At 53.0% G+C, this 17902-nt stretch carries 19 protein-coding genes and 1 tRNA gene; 8 read left to right on the plus strand and 12 right to left on the minus strand.

What is annotated here, in order from left to right; genetic code table 11:
* Positions 1-10: 10 nt before the first annotated feature.
* From RCI_RS00280 to RCI_RS00300, 5 genes are all read right to left on the minus strand, one after another.
* Positions 11-568 (minus strand): uracil-DNA glycosylase, encoded by a 558-nt coding sequence (locus RCI_RS00280; RefSeq protein WP_012034380.1) that lies wholly within the window; start codon positions 566-568, stop codon positions 11-13.
* Positions 569-618: 50 nt separating this feature from the next.
* Positions 619-2406 carry a DUF2070 family protein gene (locus RCI_RS00285; protein ID WP_231844878.1) on the minus strand — a complete coding sequence of 596 codons (1788 nt, stop codon included), beginning with the start codon at positions 2404-2406 and terminating at the stop codon, positions 619-621.
* Positions 2407-2493: 87 nt separating this feature from the next.
* Complete coding sequence (locus tag RCI_RS00290) at positions 2494-2838, minus strand: DUF555 domain-containing protein (protein WP_012034382.1); 345 nt, start codon at positions 2836-2838, stop codon at positions 2494-2496.
* Between the two features lie 171 nt (positions 2839-3009).
* A complete protein-coding gene (locus RCI_RS00295; protein ID WP_012034383.1) occupies positions 3010-3291 on the minus strand; it encodes a DUF357 domain-containing protein in 282 nt (93 codons plus the stop codon).
* Between the two features lies 1 nt (position 3292).
* Positions 3293-4900, minus strand: coding sequence for a helicase HerA domain-containing protein (locus RCI_RS00300; RefSeq protein ID WP_012034384.1), 1608 nt, complete (start codon positions 4898-4900; stop codon positions 3293-3295).
* 210 nt (positions 4901-5110) lie between these two features.
* On the opposite strand from RCI_RS00300, the gene RCI_RS00305 reads away from it, so the two are divergent.
* Positions 5111-5707, plus strand: a complete 597-nt coding sequence (locus RCI_RS00305) for a hypothetical protein (RefSeq protein ID WP_012034385.1) — start codon at positions 5111-5113, stop codon at positions 5705-5707.
* Between the two features lie 33 nt (positions 5708-5740).
* Here the strand turns inward: RCI_RS00305 and dph5 are convergent, their stop codons facing one another.
* The 3 genes from dph5 to RCI_RS16495 form a co-directional block, all read right to left on the minus strand.
* Positions 5741-6514 carry a diphthine synthase gene (gene dph5, locus RCI_RS00310; RefSeq protein WP_012034386.1) on the minus strand — a complete coding sequence of 258 codons (774 nt, stop codon included), beginning with the start codon at positions 6512-6514 and terminating at the stop codon, positions 5741-5743.
* Positions 6515-6551: 37 nt separating this feature from the next.
* Positions 6552-7493: a helix-turn-helix transcriptional regulator gene (locus tag RCI_RS00315; protein ID WP_148266449.1), complete on the minus strand. Its 942-nt coding sequence runs from the start codon at positions 7491-7493 to the stop codon at positions 6552-6554.
* A gap of 246 nt (positions 7494-7739) precedes the next feature.
* Complete coding sequence (locus RCI_RS16495) at positions 7740-8141, minus strand: hypothetical protein (protein WP_048197724.1); 402 nt, start codon at positions 8139-8141, stop codon at positions 7740-7742.
* Positions 8142-8207: 66 nt separating this feature from the next.
* Between RCI_RS16495 and RCI_RS00325 the strand changes: the two genes are divergently transcribed.
* Both RCI_RS00325 and RCI_RS00330 read left to right on the plus strand, forming a co-directional pair.
* The gene (locus RCI_RS00325; protein WP_048197725.1) at positions 8208-8837 is read left to right on the plus strand and encodes a hypothetical protein; all 630 of its coding nucleotides are present in this window, start codon (positions 8208-8210) and stop codon (positions 8835-8837) included.
* A gap of 121 nt (positions 8838-8958) precedes the next feature.
* Positions 8959-9945, plus strand: coding sequence for a class I SAM-dependent methyltransferase (locus tag RCI_RS00330; protein ID WP_231844879.1), 987 nt, complete (start codon positions 8959-8961; stop codon positions 9943-9945).
* Between the two features lie 575 nt (positions 9946-10520).
* Here RCI_RS00330 and RCI_RS00335 read toward each other — a convergent pair.
* Both RCI_RS00335 and RCI_RS00340 read right to left on the minus strand, forming a co-directional pair.
* Entirely contained in the window at positions 10521-11312 is a 792-nt protein-coding gene (locus tag RCI_RS00335; protein ID WP_012034390.1) for an MIP/aquaporin family protein, read from the minus strand.
* Positions 11313-11346: 34 nt separating this feature from the next.
* The gene (locus RCI_RS00340) at positions 11347-12867 is read right to left on the minus strand and encodes a DUF2193 domain-containing protein (protein WP_012034391.1); all 1521 of its coding nucleotides are present in this window, start codon (positions 12865-12867) and stop codon (positions 11347-11349) included.
* Positions 12868-13313: 446 nt separating this feature from the next.
* Between RCI_RS00340 and RCI_RS00345 the strand changes: the two genes are divergently transcribed.
* Together RCI_RS00345 and RCI_RS00350 are read left to right on the plus strand one after the other, a co-directional pair.
* Positions 13314-13387: transfer RNA gene (locus RCI_RS00345), tRNA-Thr, on the plus strand.
* Positions 13388-13561: 174 nt separating this feature from the next.
* Complete coding sequence (locus RCI_RS00350) at positions 13562-14206, plus strand: DNA alkylation repair protein (RefSeq protein WP_012034392.1); 645 nt, start codon at positions 13562-13564, stop codon at positions 14204-14206.
* A 3-nt stretch (positions 14207-14209) separates the two neighbouring features.
* Here RCI_RS00350 and RCI_RS00355 read toward each other — a convergent pair whose 3' ends face one another.
* Positions 14210-15301 carry an alkene reductase gene (locus RCI_RS00355; protein WP_048198828.1) on the minus strand — a complete coding sequence of 364 codons (1092 nt, stop codon included), beginning with the start codon at positions 15299-15301 and terminating at the stop codon, positions 14210-14212.
* Positions 15302-15463: 162 nt separating this feature from the next.
* Between RCI_RS00355 and RCI_RS17420 the strand changes: the two genes are divergently transcribed.
* From RCI_RS17420 to RCI_RS00365, 3 genes are all read left to right on the plus strand, one after another.
* Positions 15464-15598: a hypothetical protein gene (locus RCI_RS17420; protein WP_269446484.1), complete on the plus strand. Its 135-nt coding sequence runs from the start codon at positions 15464-15466 to the stop codon at positions 15596-15598.
* A gap of 112 nt (positions 15599-15710) precedes the next feature.
* Positions 15711-15932 carry a hypothetical protein gene (locus tag RCI_RS00360; protein WP_048197727.1) on the plus strand — a complete coding sequence of 74 codons (222 nt, stop codon included), beginning with the start codon at positions 15711-15713 and terminating at the stop codon, positions 15930-15932.
* Between the two features lie 83 nt (positions 15933-16015).
* Positions 16016-16528 (plus strand): DUF2284 domain-containing protein, encoded by a 513-nt coding sequence (locus tag RCI_RS00365; RefSeq protein ID WP_048198830.1) that lies wholly within the window; start codon positions 16016-16018, stop codon positions 16526-16528.
* Between the two features lie 57 nt (positions 16529-16585).
* Here RCI_RS00365 and RCI_RS00370 read toward each other — a convergent pair whose 3' ends face one another.
* Positions 16586-17803 carry a multidrug effflux MFS transporter gene (locus RCI_RS00370; RefSeq protein ID WP_012034395.1) on the minus strand — a complete coding sequence of 406 codons (1218 nt, stop codon included), beginning with the start codon at positions 17801-17803 and terminating at the stop codon, positions 16586-16588.
* Positions 17804-17902: the final 99 nt, after the last annotated feature.

Here is a 17902-nt window from a genome sequence, read left to right on the forward strand (position 1 = left end):
CTTATTACCTTTATTCAAGAGCAGCTTTCCTGATAACCTTAAAATCGGACTCTAGAGCATCCTTGAGCTTTCTGTTATAGATGATGGCGGCAGGGTGGTAGGTGATCACCACAGTCCTGTCTTCGTGCTTGAAAGGCTTGCCGTGCTCTTCCCCCATGACAACTTTGCGGCCGAGGTACGATTCGGCTGCTGTCTTGCCGAGCAGGACGACGACTTTTGGGGATATGACTTCGAGCTGCTTTTTCAGGTAGACGCTGCAGGCTTCTATCTCGTCTTTCTTCGGGACCCTGTTTTCCGGCGGCCGACACTTTACTACGTTGGCTATGTATACGTCATCTCTGCGGATGCCGGCGCTTTCCAGTACCAGGTTGAGCACCTTGCCAGCCGCACCGACGAAAGGCTTGCCCTGCTTATCCTCGTTCCTCCCGGGGGCTTCGCCGATCAGCATGATCCTGGCATCGAGGGGCCCTGATCCGATGACTACGTTGGTCCTCGAAAGTGATAGATCACATCTTGGACATTTGAGCACATCGTCTATCCTGCACAGGATCTCCGTCATCCGGTCCATCTCTTCTCCAATCTCCTGTCTTTTGCTTTCCCGCAATAAATATTGAGGCTCTAAAACTTGACGAAGGTGAGGATCAGAACGGTCAGCGAGAGCGCGGCCACGATGACTGCAGCCGCAAAGGCGCCTGCCATGGCGACCATGGCGTTAGCCGTGCTGGCGAGCTTGGCGATCTTGTGCGAGCCGAATACACGGATATCCTCCGCTATCTCGATCTCCATGCCCACGCTGACTGGCTCGAGGTCTGAGATAGCTTTGTCTACAAGTTCGGCGATCTTTGCTATCAGCACGTCGCAGTCAAGGTTCTGGCCTACATAGTTGACTCCCGAGAGAGTGTTGACGACGTGAGTATCCGTAGTCATGACCTCAGCCTCGTCCACCGGCAATTTTTCTATGATCTTTTCCCGCAGCCCGGTGATCATGTTGTTGCCGTCTATGACGATGTAGGCGGTCCGCTGGCCCTGGGTTTCGACGATCGCCACACAGATGCCCAGGTCTCCCATGCCCTCCAGCCTCGTGCATATGGGCGGCGAACTGGCCACTCCCACCCGGAGCTTATCGACATTAGACGATAACAGGTGTTTAGAAGTATTGGCTGCTGCCCGGATGATGTTGTACGAGTCCCGGGTTCCGGGCTCGATAGGGGTTGCCAGGGGCTCCATACAGTTGTGAGCGTCGATGATGGTCGCATACCTCGACCCGGCTACTCTGGCTTCTGCCATCGCGGTGAAGCCTACCGAGAACTCTATATCATCCGTAGTCATAGGCGCCCGGGTCGATACCAGGAAGACCGAGTCCCCGAACCGCTGGCCGAGGACATTGCAGTCGCCTACGCTCTTCCTGATCGACTTCGTGGCAGTCTCGGTGTATGTGATCCGGGCGAGCGCCTTTTTGGCAGCATCTATGACCTTTACCGATTCTTCTGTCGTAACGGGATTAAAGTCGTGGGATGCCGTTCCGTGCGGTACCAGCACAACATTTCCCGGGAAAGCGGCCGCGATAACCGCAGGCAGGTTGCCTCCGCCTATTTCACCCATGGGGCCCGGGTGGACGTATGGCGTAATGATAATGGCCTTGTTCGTGCCGTCGGCACGCTTAAAGGCTACTACACTGACGGGAGCGTCGATGGACTCGCCGATCTTCTCGAAGAAATCCTCCATGTCCTGGGAGCCTTCGGTGATGTGGGCGATGAAATCCTGGACAAAGTCGAAGCTGCTGACACCGAACGATTTGACCATGGGATAGTCTACGTACTTGACGAAGACGACTGCAGCGGATACGAAAATGACGCTCGAAACCATCAGGTCGAAGGCGACCTCAAAATCCTTGACATAGTATACCAGCAGAACCCCGCCGAGCAGCGTCTGGATAGAGGCCGGTATCAGCACTTTTGGCAGGCTGTTGATGGAGATTCCCAGCAGGATCAGTATCCGCAGTGCGAAGATCAGCGACATGCTTAGCGCTAAGCCAGTGTAATTATAGGGCGTGCTCGTGACGTAAGAGTACAGGCCCATGATCAGGCTGGCGACGCATACGACGACCAGGGAAATCAGGGCAATCAACATGGACCGGTTATAGGTCATGTTTCTGCCGAAGACCTCCGATATAGGCTTGGTCACGATAGCCGCAAGTACTGCCGGTACGCCGAGGAGCACGATACCCTGGAAAACGTCAGCCTTCCAGGAGCCCGGGAACGATACTGCTCCGACAATTACTGCCAGGAGGACTATTGCGGCAAACGATAGTTTCCAGTCCGGGGCCTCGAAGATATAGTCAGCATAGCTTGCCAGCTGCTCTTCCATTCCTTTCCGGCGTTTTTTCTTTCGCCTGAGCCGCGTCACGCGCTGGGCGATGGCAGAACGTGAAAAGTATCCGTTGGCCGTACCAGACTCGCTCCTGCTTAGTTCACTCTATTCTATTATTCTGTTCTACTCTGCTTCGGTGATGTCTACCACCTTCAGGGGCACGTCTCTGAGCGCTTTGCCAATACCCTTACGGGCGATGCGCTCTGCGTGCTCCTTTGACTCAGCGTTGAACACTTTCATCTCAAGGAGGAGCCCTACTATGCCTGTGCCGGCAACTACGAACACGCTGTCGAAAGGCTCTCCACAAAAGGGGCAGAACGTGCCGCCGACCTCCACTTCTACAAAGTCCATCTTAGCTGCGTTAAGCCTCTTTCCAGCCTCTGAAATAGCTACGCTCATCGCGTCGTCGACGGATTTGGCGTCCTTCACAATCCAGGCCGCCTCAAGGACTACTTTATAATTTGGCATCTTTATACCTCACTATTACTTTCCAACCAGTCTCGCACCAAAAATACGGGCGCCTCTGTGATCCTATTCATTGGATATGAGTTGTACGCTCTACGATGATTTAATACATCGCATACTGACTTTGATCGGGGATATAGAAACATGGTCAGGGTATTTAATTTTTCCGGGACTCTACGCTGCGAACAGCTCTCTGTTTGTCACTGCGAATACCCCCAGGCGCACACCCGCGTCCAGCCACGCGTGACCATAGCTGAAACAGACGAGAGCGTTGACCGGGTCGTTCTCCTTTATGAAGTTGCTGCCGTCGTCGTAATAGCACCTGGCCATGTTCAGGTAGTCGTCGGCTACCCTGTTCATGTGCGTGCCTTCCGGGGTGGTCTTTTTCACGTCGTCGAGAGCTGCCCGGAGCAGTTTCTGGTATCTTCCGACTTTTTCCGTAAGATCCGCAGCCATCCTATCGCTTCCCGAACATCCTGTGGAACAGGCTTTCAGTTATGCTTTTTTTCGGGGGCTGCTCCACTAATACCGCAGCGGCTTCCGGCTTCTCCTGAGCCGGGGCAGGCTCCTCGACGGGCTCCTCGATGGGCACTTCCTCTTCCGAGACTTCTGCCGATAGTCCGCCGTGCCTGCTTCTCCTGACCCTTACCTGGACCATGACTGGCATGGGGATATCCGGGTTGACCAGCAATGCCACGCCGGGCGGAAGTCTCTTGATCTCTTCCTCAAGTTCAGAGCTGATTCCTTCGAGGCTCTTAGTGATCGCTTTCAGGTCGTTGGGGTTGGTGACTCTCATGATCACCTGGGTGCTGCACTGGGATAGCACGTTCTTGTCGACCTTGGCGGGACGCTGGGAGACGATGAGGAGGCCCATGCCGAACTTCCGGCCCTCGGAGGCGATAGTCCTCAGGACGTCACTGCTTGTCGTTTTCTGGAATCCTCTCTCCGGACAGAAATTGTGGGCTTCCTCTACAACCACAATCCCTGCGGGGACGGTGCCTGCTTTTCTTGCCTCGAACAGCATGGACAGGAGCCTGGCTACGATGACCTGCTGGACATCCGGGTTCACTCCTTTCATATCTATGATGGCTGCCCTGCCCTTTGCGAACAACTCTTCCAGCGGCGTAGGCTTGTCGGCCAGAAACTCTGCCGTCGCGAGCGGCTCGAGCTTGTTGATGACCGCCCACTTCATGTTGCTCTTCATCGACCCGATCTCACGTAGCACGTCGGCCAGCGTATAGTTCATCCGATCGTTCCTGATCTCTCCCACGGCCTCGTAGATCAGGCCGATTTCGGAAGCGCTGAGGTCTCCGCCCATATAGTCGATGATCTCACCCGGCTTCAGGTTGCGACCGTTGAGGCGGAGCACTTTATCCGCGTAGTCGTTGACCTTCAGATTCGCAGGGGTATAGATGGTCACATTGTCGTATCCTCTGGCCTCGACCCCAAACCGCTGGCATAGTTCCTCTATGTCACAGTCATCGTTCGCCTGCTTAAGCGAGGCGTACTCCCCGTGGGGATCGATGATTAGGAGCGGGATCTCTTTTTCGAGCATCTCTTCCATGATCACGGCTGCCGTATACGACTTTCCGCTGCCTGTCATGGCTAGGATACTGCAGTGCTTCTGGACCAGCTTATTCCGGTCGACCATCACTTGCAGGTTAGTCCCGTCCAGAAGGCCTATGTAAGCGCCGCCCTGTGTCAGCCCGAGCGTCCCTGTGATCAGTTCGCTGTCTGCCGGGTACACCCGGTCCCCCGGACAAAACGGCGTTTTAGGAGTTCTCAGCAACCCCTGTACGTCTCTGGCGCCTATGACAATAGCCTTCGCTACAATCCTGTCTGCGTTCTTCTGCACGCTGTGACCGGTCCCTTCGCTAATCGCCTCAGCTAGTCCGAAACCATCCGACGACCTTGTCATTGACAGGACCTGGCATAGCACCCACCCGTCGGTCGCGTGCCAGACCTTCACGTAGTCGGTGCGGCGCACTCCTGCCGGATCGCTGACGGCGAACTTGATCTCATGGGACCCGGTTTCTCCAAATATTACCCCTACCGAGCCTATCATTAACAGTAATAGAGTCCCCACGTTATATAATCCTTTTAGTTTCAGGCTGCACCAGTTCAATCCTCCGCACCGCCAGTAAATATGTATAAACTGGTGAAATGCCAGCCTGTCCGCGCCCTGTTTTAGATATGTTTATATAATTAATAATATTATTTATATTTGTGAGGTAATATCTCGCTCAAGTCAACAGCGGATCGAGGTGGTTAAGATATGAAACTGATATATCTGATGGTAAGCGCTTTAGTAATAGCCATGCTTGTCGCCGGGACGGCGGCGTTCTCCTTTCCAAACCTGTTTAGCATGCCGCTTGTCAACAATCTGAGGCCCGGGACAACATTTGTTCCTCCTCAGGTAGCGGCAGAAGATACCAGCGGGCCGTTTACACTATCCGTGTCCGGCAACGTCTACCTGGATAAAATTCCGGTGAGCGGCGCAGAAGTGTCCATCTATCTGAACGGCAGGTACATGGGCAAGACTACTGCAGGAGACCTCTACATGTTTAAAGTGCCCGGGGTAAAAACCGGGGATATAATCCGTGTAGACGCCAGCTACCAGGGGTATAAGGGTAGCGTCTCTGAAGTGGTCAAGTTCAAGAGCATGTATATGGATGTCTACATCAAGACAGACCGGTCCTTCATACGGACAGCCCTGGAAATGCTGCCGACTTCCGAAGATCTGCAACAGTCAGGGCAGCAGTCCACGACTGCGCCCGCGGGGAACGCTGACAGTTCCAGCACGACCACCGCCCAGGCATTGCAGGACATGTCTAAACTTCTGGGAAGCGCCCTGGGGAAGTCCGGCTCGTAAGTAAGCCGTGATATTCCTGGCATCAGCCATGCGTCAGCCCAGCTTCAGCCCGGCCAGGTCCTGTAGTGCCTCTTCCTCGAGGAAATGCAGGTCGGCCGGCATCACCATGATGTGCAGCGGCCCCCCGAAATCGAAGGCTTGAAGTTCCTCAATCCTTCCAGCCCGAACGCATGGTGAGGGCGAGCCCGCACGAGCGATCCCGACGCAAAGGGCGCCCGCTACAGCGCCCTCTTTGCGTCGCTCCTCTACTTTCAGCAGCAGCTCGATACCACGGTTCACTGTCATGTAGCCCTTTTCCCGGTCGATATCCAGGAAGAGTAAGGTGTGCAGGCCGTTTTTCTTATTCATCAAGATGGTATCATAAGGCGTCTCGGAAATGATGTCCTTGTAAGGAAAAGCGATTGTAGCAGACTTGCCGAACCGATAGTTCTGCAATCCGGTAAGGCCGCATACCGCAGACTGGATCGAAGCCCCGTGAATCAGGCGAGTTTCGATGCCCATCTTTTTCGCCCGCAGCCTGAGATCGACGTGGGTGGTGGCGACCATTGCATCTCCGCCGGTCAGGAAGACCACTTTCTTATCCACAGCGTCCGAGAGAACTGTATCTTTAGGGTGTTGCTCTACATCCTCTCTCATCAGGACCTTCACGGGCTTACCGTAAAGCTCCTGCATATCCTCCAGCGTCGCGCCCATCAGGCGAGAGGTGTAAAACTCTGCATAGACCACGTCGGCTTCCCTGATCGCCTCGAGTCCTTTTACTGAAATGTCCTTCTGATCATACAGGCCAAGCCCGATAAAAGTAAGCATATAGCGGCACCGAAGTACTGATGCACCCGGGACTATATTATTTTTCCGGGGCAGGCCTGTCAGGCCTGTTGAGGATGAGGATATTTCCTCTGCCTTTTTTAACTTTCTTGACGATGCCCCGGCTCTCCATGTCTGAGACAATCAGGCTCACTTTAGCCTCGGAATACGGCAACTGTTTCCGCAAGTCCAGCTGAGTCATGCGGCCGCCGTTTTTCTCCAGGATCGCGATCACGTCACGGCAATCCTGGGGCAGCATCGGGTCGTATGATGGTGGCGGCGTCTGCACCGGCTGCGCTTGCTTAGGTGCCATGGCATCAGCAGGCTGTTCAGGGGCCTGCTCTTGATCCACAGGGTCATAAGAAACCTCCTTTCCCATATTGAAAGGCGTTGCGCTCTGAGTGGCGTTCGTCTCCCGGACGGGCATTTTCCGCGTCCGCTTCCGGTACAGGAAAACTCCTCCGATGAAGACTACCGCTGTAACCAGAACCAGGCCTATGGCTGGGTATAGCAGATCAATTGGCTGTCCATGAGGTGCGGGGGTTGGCGTCGGAACTACCTGCTCTGGCACCGTCGCGTTCAGCGCCTCGAGGTATTCCAGGTCTGACGGCGGGAACAGAATGAGATCGATGGTATAGTTGCTGTTTTCTGCGATCGTGATGTTCTCGGCCGCCAGCAGCTCAGTCGACGTGCCCGGTGTACCTGCTTTTGCGTAGAGCATGTAGGTTCCTGCAGGCAAGTCGAGGCTATAGCTGCCTGTTTTGACCACCCTGCGCTCGATAAACGCATGGCCGGGCATCGAATATACTTCAACGACAGCGTTATCCATTATGTCAAAAGTAGCCCAGTCATATACTTCGCCTTTTACGGTAGAGCCGGCAGTCGCAGTAGCAGATAAAATGAGCAGGCTAAGGCCGGCACAGGCTATAAGAAGGCAAATTACCCTGGCTGAAGCTATGGCAGCCATACCGACCCTCGACATACATTTGTGGTATAAGCGTAAACGCATAAATACTTTGTTTTAAAGTGAATAAACTCTTAATAAAGTTTTATTTTGCCATACGAGCCTAAAAATATTCTATATTTCCTCGGTAGCGAACGGGTAGAAAAAGTATGCTTATATATACGGTAGGCTATAGAATTTATAGTCATAACACAATAATTAGTACAAGCCGGGGTACGGATGAAGACGCGAAAAATGCTAATGCTTGCGATAATGTTGACCGTTTTAATGGCAGGCATCACTATTTCTGTTTTTGCAGATGCTGATACGAATAAAAATGCAAATAAAAACAGCGATAAAAAAGCTGAAAATAACTCCGGCAAAAATTCTGGCAACGGCAATAGTAACGGCAATAGCAATAACAATAGCAATAGTAACGGCAATAGTAACGGCAATAGCAATAACAATAGCAATAGTAACGGCATCGGCAACGGCAATAGTAACGGCAATGGCAACGGCAATAGCAATAGCAATAGCACTAACAATAGCAATAGCAATAATAACGGCAACTCCGGAAACGGCGAGCTTAAGACGCACTCCAATAATGGGGCAGGCAACTCTTCTGGACAGCAGAACGATAAAGCTCAGCCTGGCAAGAGCGACAAAATCAAGGTCGGCAACCTCCACAAGCCTGTGAAGAACGGTACTGGCTCAAGTGCCGGTGTTTCTGCGACAGCCCCTGTAATTAGCGGTATGCCGGCCGCAGATCAAAAGGGCCAGAAAGAGAAAGTAAAGGCAGACAAAGCCCTGGCCGATCACAAGATCAAGGCCTCTGTCAAGCATCTCAATATCTACATCAAGCTGGTGAGCAAGAGCAAGCTTTCTGACAGTGAAAAAGCGCTTCTGATCAGCCAGGCCGAGGAAAACCTGGCCTGGTTCATGCAGATGAACCAGGATGTCCAGACCGCGACGATGCCTGAACTGGTTCATAACATCGCTACTGACGTAGACATGCACTCAGATATACTAGAGTCTGACATTAAAAGGAATGCCGGCTTGCTTACGTCTGACTCGATCGATCAGAAGATCGCAGCCGCTCGCGACGTCTCAGCGCTGGCTGAGCAAAAGATCGCAGCTGCCGGTCTGGATGCTGACACGACCTTAAAACTGAACCGGCTTCTGGCCGACTACAATGGGCACATCGACGCCGCAGCTCAGCACACTGAGGCAGCAAAGGCTAACTTCAACAACATCACCTCTCCGGTCGATTCTGATCACTATTACAACGCAGGATATGCTGAACTGCAGCAGGCAGAAAAGGAGCTGAACCTGGCTTATGCGGACCTCAAAGAACTTTACCGCATACTGCTTGGCGCTCGTTAGCCGCACATACCATTTTCTCAAAAGTAAAAGTTCACCTGCACCCCTTTTTAAAACTAGCGATGCTTTCAATACACCAGAGGTACCATTAACCCCTGTGACAGTCCGACACTCGTGCGTTATCGTGCCAAAGCAGGAAGGTGAAAAGATCCGGAGAGCGCTCATGGAAGCAGAGTTGCTTGACGGGGGCTATAAGATCCGCTCGGACGCCCAGTATCTCTATATCCCGGTTGTGCCTGACGTTTCCGGCTCCATCCTGGGAACCGTAGCGCCCGGCCTGTCGATCTCGGAGTGCGAGTTCGAGGAAAGCGAGAAGCGCAAGACTGTCGAAGACCTGATCGGGTTCGCCCCCTCGTACGAGATCATCGGTGACATTGCTGTTACCGCTCAGAGTTATGATCGAAGTGTGGGCGAAGCCATCATGGCCGTGCACAAGAATGTCAAAACCGTGCTGGAGCCGACTACCGGCGTTACCGGCGAGTTCAGGGTAAGGGAGTTCAAGGTGCTCAGCGGGGAAGAGCGCACGACGACGACCTATAAGGAGCATGGCTTTATCTATGAGATGGATCTGGCGAAAGTCTACTTCAGCCCCCGTCTCTCCACAGAACGCAAGCGTATCATCGACCAGATCAGCGACCTGGAACTCGTCGTCGACATGTTCGCCGGCATCGGGCCGTTCGCAATTCCGGCTGCAAAAAAGGCCATGTACGTGGTTGCGGTTGATAAGAATCCGTACGCTGTGGAGTACATGAAGCGTAATATACAGATCAACCATGTTACCAACATCGAGGCTGTCTGCGCCGATGTCCGGGAGATCAAGCTCCCCCAGCAGGCCGACCGGGCGATCATGAACCTGCCCCATTCGGCCCACGAATTTTTAGACAAAGCGTTCGAGCTCGTCAGGACCGGCGGAATAATTCATTACTATGACATCCGGCCTGAAAGCGAGATTTTCGACGCCGTGATCTCGATGGTCCGGGAGAAGGCAAGTAAGAGCGGGTGCCTGATCGAGATCGTGAACAAAAGAATTGTTCGATCGTACTCGCCGCACGAGTATAACATAGTGCTGGATATCCGCATCACCGGGAAACAGGAGAGCTTCGAGGGCTGAACTGTTGGTGGAATCCCGACATACCAAGATCGGCCTTTGAGCCGGTTAGCTTGTTTAAAATGCAAACGCTGTGCTGTGCTATCCACTATTACAGGGATAATCGTGAACAGTTGTCTCTGTGTGGGTGAACGTACACGAACGCTGCGCTGTGCCAATCCTCACAGATGCCACAGATTCTGATTGATTCCACAGATTCCTCTGCTGAATCCACGGATTACTACACGATATCACAGAAGGAATACTCTAATACTATTCGAACACCGATGCAATCATAAGACAATCAATCAGAATATTTTTTATTTATCTTTGGAGTCGGTCAGAATCATCAGATTCTGCGTCATCTGTGCTATCCATAAGGAATCTGTGGATTCTGTTTCAATCCGTGGAATCTGTGAGGCTTTGCACAGCGCAGCGTTCGACATGCTGTCTCACCATACCAGAGCAACCAGAGAACGCACTACACAGCGTTCGTCTTGCTATCTCACCGCACACAAGCAATCATAAACGCACTGCGCATCGTTTAATATTCACTAGCATGTCTGTCAGTATTGAAAAAAGGGAAGCTGAACACGTGTTTACACGTGCTTAGCGCCCGGACTGTCTATAACTGCCTTTTCTGCCTTTTCTGCCTCTGCCGTGCTGATGTATCCATACAGTACTGCTGCTGCAAGCGCTCCAATAACTGGCCCTGCAATGTAGATCGGGAACTGCCACCAGAGGTTAGCACCTCCGAGCAGGAAGTCCGCCAGGTACGGGCCGAAGGTGCGTGCCGGGTTGAGGGAAGAGCCGGTGATGTTGCCGATCACTGCTATGTCAACTGCAACTACCAGGCCGATGATGAGGCCGGCCCAGCCCTGTGGTGAGCGTTTGTCAACCGCAGTGCCCATGATCGCCAGCATCAGGAAGAAGGTGGCTACCGCTTCGCACAGTATTGCCTGCCAGTAGCTGACGCCTGCGAACATCGATGTGGCTCCAAGGCCGGTGGCCAGCGAGCGGGCGCCCCAGATGAGGTAGACGGAGAAAGATGCCAGTGCCGCTCCAGTAAACTGTGCAAGCATGTAGGCGATCAGGTCTTTTGTGGGCAGACGTTTTGTGGCCCAGAGAGCAATGCTGACTGCCGGGTTGATATGGGTGCCCGAGATGTGCCCGAAAACATAGATCATAGCTGTTACTGCCAGGCCGAAAACCAGTCCGATCGCCAGCCAGGCTGCAATATCGAACCCGACGTTGAACTCGTTGCCCGGGATCAGCGCCTGGCCCTGCAACAGTAAGACTGCTGTCACCACTGCGCCGGTGCCTAAAAAAACAAGTACATATGTGCCGATGAGCTCTGCGAGAGAGCGCTTTAACAAGCTGAATTCTGCCATGAGGATCAGACCTTAAGAGGGGGTTTAAGCCCCCTCAGACTGCCTCTTTCCAGTTGCAGTATCCGCACTTGTAGTCGATCTGGTTGGCGGCGCAGAACTTGCACGTCCTGGCCGGCGAATGGGGCCTCTCGGGGTGCAGCGCGACGATGTTAGTCATGAGCGTGGCAGTCACCGGCTCGCTGGTGAGCAGGCACGGGAAGTCCGCCAGCCTCATTAGCGCCGAGAATCTTACAGTGATGGCGCAGGCAGGGTACGTGTACCTCTGCGGGTTCATTACGGCCTCGTTCTGTTCGATCGGGCTGAGGTCTACCGGCAGGCCGCCGACCGTGCAGCCGGAGCCGCGCGGGCGATGATCAATGATGCGCTCGCCTCTGACAATCATGTCCATGAAGTCCACGTTGTGCAGTTCCGCAGCGCCGCCTCTACCGGGGTTGTTCAGCACGTAGTTGTGGAACCGCTTGGTCAGCAGATCGGTGACCATCGTCGCGGTAAATCCGTCCATCGCGAGTATCTTCGCCGTGGCTGCCGCCGTAGAGCCGGTGGCCAGGCTGAGCACCGCGTACTCGTCCTTAAACTTGCCCTTCGCCTTATTAAGGGTACTTTCCATGACGCCAGATACCGCCTCGATGATGCCCATGACCACGTCATCCTTGGTCATGTTGAACATGGACTGGGAGATGTGGTGAGCTATGTCACCGACACAGTACGCCGGCACAGTCATGATGTTGCCGTAAAACACGCCGGCATCTATGGCCGCCTTGACCGTGGGCTTCATCCGGGCCTTGTAGTCTTTCATGTATTTGCGGATGTCGAAGGACGTGACTCCCGCCTCATCCATGAGGATCGCCTGAGCTTCAGAGGGCTGATCATAGACAAGCTGGAGCATTTTTACTTCTTCCTTCGCCGCTTCTGCCGCAGTCTTGCCGGCCTCAATAGCAGCCTGGAACCGGCCGCCTATGCCGTAGGAAGTGTTCATGCCCCAGGACTTGGCGCTGAGAATGGCACGCTTGTGCTCCACCGGGATGTCCACCGTCTTGAGGATCTCATTCACCACGTTGCTGGTGCTCCCTGGCACAAAGGCGAAGTCGACCACACAGGTCGGGCCATAGAACCCGCCGTAGCGGCGGATGGATTCTTTGCTGATCAGCGCTTCGGCCTTGCCGATCGCTTTGATGAATTTGTCTGCGGATTTCCTGAAGGCCGGGTCTTCCTCGTACAGGATCTCCATGATAGGCGGAGTCTGGTAGTGCTCCACCATCGGGTCATCCTCAGGCCTCACAGTCTTCGTCATCTTTTTCAGGATCTCGTAGTGGGCGTTCACCGAGTTCACGTGCAGCGCAAAGACCTCTTTGCTCTGAGCGCCGGCCGGCTTCATTGCGTTGACTGCATCCACATAGGGCTTCGCGTGAGAGATATCGAACTTGCCGCCCCGGTGGGCCTTGATGGCGGAAACGTCCGCATTCTGGGCAGCGACGGCCTCGTCTACCATTTTACTGAACAGCTTCTGGTCGACGGTTTTCTCAATCTGCTTAGGTTTTACAATCTGCTTTGCCATGATGAATCACCTGGGAACCGAAGTTTATCGGCAGCTGAATATAATTATATTGTAGTCCTCGGAGGATAAATACTTGCTCACGTAGTTGCTTTAAAAACTACATGGGTTTATATTCGCACGATAGCCGGTTGTGTCTGGAGGCATCAGAAACAACTCTATCCGGGAAGTCGGGGAGGTCGGGGTTTCAGAGGTGCCGGGAGGTCAGAGAGGACTTTCAAGCTGGGAGGTTGGGGAGGTTCGGGAGGTCGGGAGGGCCGAATTCTGGGAAATAGAATTACGAAAATTGTCGGATGAAATCGCGCGGCATCCGTATTCTCTTAGATGTTGGGTATATCTGCATACTCGGGAAGCCGTTGGAATCTGTCTGTAAGCTACGATAATTCGGTTCGCGGAGACGCAAATTTTAAATATTGGCTTTTACATTTAAGGTATGCTTTCATGCAAATGCCGCCGTGGCTTAGCCCGGCAAAGCGGCTGATTCGTAATCAGCAGATCGGGGGTTCAAATCCCTCCGGCGGCTTGAAGTTTATTTTTCAAACTTTAATCAGTATTATTTAGTTCAATATCAGCCAGATCGTGGAACGACCAATAATATAACAAGTTTTAAGGAAAATCTATTAAAGATCGTATACGCTATCTATCCTGAGTTATATCTCGCTATTGGATTTCGTATGACTGACAATCAGGTGGACTTATGGATACGGTAAAGAAAGAAGTAGAATCCCTTGTCCAGGAACTGAAAAATCCAAAAACCAATCTTACCAGGATCAGAGCAATAGCAGACGAAACAGGAAAGAATACTGATCTTGCAGACGCTCTATGGGCCACTGGCATAATAAAAGCTCGCTTGCTCTCACTACTTCTTTTCGACCTCAAGACGGTGGACGAAAAGCGCATTGATTCCATGATTGCCGACATAGAGAAAGCCCCGGAAAAAGATCAAGTACAGCTCTCCGACTGGCTTTTATCAAACGTTATCATGAAGAAGAACCCGCTCAAGAAACAGGTGGCAGGGTGGGCGTCAGAAAACTCCCTCATTAAACAAAGACTATACTGGCAATTCAGGGCAAAAACCATCGGCGCAGAAGACAAAGAACTGAACCTGCAGTTGCTCGATTACCTTGAGAACCATATAGTCGATGCTCCCCCACTGGTTCAATGGACTATGAACTGGTGCATCGCTTCGATAGGTATCCAGGATGAAACGCTTAGAGAAAGGTGTATCCGCATCGGGGAGAAAAATGGTCTTTACAAGGACTATCCTGTATCTAAAGGCTGCACCTCACCATATTTGCCGATCTGGATCAACGCTGTAGTTAATAAGAAAAACAAGAAATAGACTCTATTTTTTAGGCAATGCCGGATAATCCGTATACCCTTTCGCACCGCCCGCATAAAAGGTCTCCACGTCCGGCTCGTTCAGCGGCGCGTTCTGCCGGAAACGTTCGGGCAGGTCAGGATTGGCCAGGTACGGCACTCCGAAGGCAATCAGGTCTGCATCTCCCCGGGCAATTGCTGCATTTCCACTTTCAGAGTCATAGCCACCGTTCAGCATGAATGTCCTCTTAAATATCCTGCGCAACTCAGGCCCGATCCGCTCTTGCGGCGGCACAAACCCCATCCGGCCTCCGAGCGGCTCGATCAAATGTAAATATCCCAATCCCAGCTTGTCCAGCTCTCTTGTAAAGTAAGAAAAGGTCTCCCGGGGATTGGCATCGGATATAGAATTCCAGTTCATGTGTGGCGAAATGCGGTAGCCTACTCTGTCGCCGCCCCATACTTTGATGACTGCCTTCGCGACTTCCAGAGGTAGCCGGGCCCTGTTCTCAAGGCTGCCACCGTACTGATCGGTCCTGTGATTTGACCCGCTCCGCAAGAACTGGTCGAGCAGGTAGCTGTTGGCACCGTGGATCTCTACGCCGTCAAAGCCGGCAACTTTAGCGTTCTCCGCCGCATGCCTGAACTGCTCGACTATGTCCGGAATCTCTTCGGTTCTCAGAGCCCTTGGTACTGGTATCGGTTTCTTTCCACCCGGCGTATGAACGTAGCCTTCGACGGGCAGCGCTGATGGTGCTACGGGCAGCGCACCGCCCAGGAAGTCCGGATGGGAGACACGGCCTACGTGCCAGAGTTGAATGAACATTCTTCCCCCTGCCCGATGGACGGCATCCGTCACCTTCTTCCAGCCGGCGACCTGTGCTTCTGAGTAAATGCCCGGAGTCCGCATGTAGCCCACGCCCTGCGGGCTGACCTGCGAACCCTCGCTGATGATCAGGCCGGCAGATGCTCGCTGTACGTAATACGTGACCGTAAGATGGCCGGGGACATCGCCTTCCTCTGCCAGGCAGCGGGTCATCGGGGCCATCACGATCCGGTTCGGCAGCGTGAGGTCTCCCATCCGGTATGGTGAAAAAAGGTCCGGGTCTGCTGCCATGATAATGAGAACGTTGATCGGCAATAAAAATATTTGGCAGGGCAACTGAAGTGTTCTGGCATTTCAAAGAATCTGGACAGTGTTGAATATACTTTTCATATAAACGCAACATTTATAATAACACTTCACAATAATTTAATGATGGCAAACTCAAGCTCAGATATGGATTTCTTGTTCTGGCTGTTACTATTCCTGTTATGTGCACCGCTGGCCATCATCCTGCTCGCCTGGGAGTTCTTCGGTCGCCGGAAGCGTCCTCAGAAGCCTGTGTACCAGGATATTGAGTTCTATAAATGAAAATTTCACTGAGTTTGAGAAAGTGCTGTACGGAGGAGAACACTGCCCTCTCAGGCCGTGAAATCTCTCACCCAAATTTAATACTCTGTCAAACAAATGGCTTTTGATAGCGATGGAAAAGAATCTCAAGCTCACCATACGCGACGAAGACATCATAGAAATGGAGCGAATTAAGTCCCTGCACGGCCTCACGGACGATGAGTTGTTCAGCTATCTCCTGCGGCTCGACGCTCTCGCCGATGCTGACAACTTAACGCCGACAGAGCGCAGGCACCAGGTCGAGCGGGCCCGACAGGTTAGCGCAGAAAGGGCCAGAGCGGCGAAAAAACGCTAAATCTGTATTTATTAGTCCGCTATCTCTTTCACTTAACCTGCTGAACATTTAATACATTACAGCTTATTCTATATTTGATCGGCATGGAGAGCTACCGTACTTTCATTAATAAAGATGTTGACTTCGGCGCCAGCGATGCAAAGATTATTAAAACCGACAGCGTAGTGACCGCCCCGTGGGTGAGGTGGAAGTGCAGGTATGGTTGTGACGGGTATAACAGCAGCCTCTGCTGTCCTCCCAGTACTCCCGTTCACAGGGAGACAAGGGAATTGCTGGACAGCTATAAAGTGGCATTGCTCCTGCACCTTGCCGGTAATATCAAACGCTCGGCGGACCTGACTGAGATCGCCGTAACGCTGGAACGGGATCTCTTCCTTGCTGGATACTACAAGGCCTTTGCGATGGGTGCCGGCCCGTGCGGGTTGTGCCCTGTATGCTCGATGGGGGAGTGCAGGTACCCGGAGAAAGCGAGGCCGTCCATGGAGAGTTGCGGCATCGACGTGTTCAGCACGGCGAGGAACAATGGATATACAATTGAAGTAGTGAAAGACTATAGCGATAAGATGAACCGGTTCGGGCTGGTTCTCATCGAATAAAAATAATATCATATGGGGTTCTGAGCCAGAGTGGTCAGGATTTGCCTCTGGCCTTTATCAGCGGGCATCCCCGTCACTCTTTTTTATAAACGGCTTGCCGGACAGGTATAGCCACCCTGCGCTGGTAATTACCCCGATCATCGCAATTATGGCTCCTACCGTGGGTATTATCCCTGTACCCCAGTCGAAGGAGATCAGTAGCATTCCGGTGGTTCCCATGACAGTCTGGGCACAGCCCATGAGGGAAGAGGCAGAGCCGGTGTCACCCGTCTGCTGCTCCAGCATCATGCTCGTGCCGGGGGGCCGGGAGCAGACGCTGGCAACTGTTGCAGGCAGGATGCAGAGCGCGAAAATTATCGGACTCAGCGAGCCGAGGAAGAACACCAGCACTCCGCTTATTGCTATCAGGGCGAAACATGCCTTGACGATGGAGTTTCGATCAAATCTGGCCGACAGCCGCACGTAGATCATGGGTCCGAGTATCAGGCCAATCCCGTTCAGCGCAAAGTAGTAGCTGTATACCTGCTCGGTGGTGCCGAATTCGACCTGGTAGACGTAGGATGACGAGGCTACGAAGGCCATCATAGAGATGCTCGTCATAGAAAACAGGGCCAGCAGCGAAGTGAAGCCCGGGTTTTTGAGCACTACCCAGAGGCGGCCGAGGGATCCGGGTATGGACACGTCGTTGCGCCTCGGAATGGTTTCCGTGTAGGCGACGCTGCCCGCGAAAGCGATGAAGCCTATGATGGCCAGCGTCCAGAAGACGCCTCTCCAGCTGATGAACGACAGGATAAATGCACCGATCACAGGGGCAACTGCAGGTGCGATCATCACCATCGACTGGACGATGGCCAGTATTCTTTCCCGGTCTCTGCTGTGGTATACATCCTTCACGATTGCCGTCGCCACTGCGCTGGCCGCGCTGCCGCCGATCGCCTGGAGTGTGCGGAATACTATAAGCTGGTAAATATCGGTGGATAGCGCACACAGAATACTGGCTGTCAGGTATATTGCCAGCCCGGTGAGCAGGATCGGTTTTCGCCCGTACTTGTCGCTGAGCGGCCCCCAGATCAGGATGCCGGCGGCGAAGAAGACGAAGAATAAGATCAGCGTCAGGTTGACGAGGCTCACCGGGACGTCGAAGACTGTGGCCATGCCGGGCAGCGCCGGGAGGTACATGTCCATCGACAACGGCACGAAAGCGCTGATCAGCGCCAGTAACATAATTAAGCCATATCTTCCGAGATACTTTTGCCTGTAGCTGTTGTTTTTCATTTTGAGGCCTTAACGGGTCGGATAATTGATCGATATCTTATTTAAGTTTATACCCTGCCACATATCCTCGCGGCACTATCTGGGTGCCTTACCATAAAT

Source organism: Methanocella arvoryzae MRE50, from assembly GCF_000063445.1.
Lineage (GTDB): Archaea > Halobacteriota > Methanocellia > Methanocellales > Methanocellaceae > Methanocella_A > Methanocella_A arvoryzae.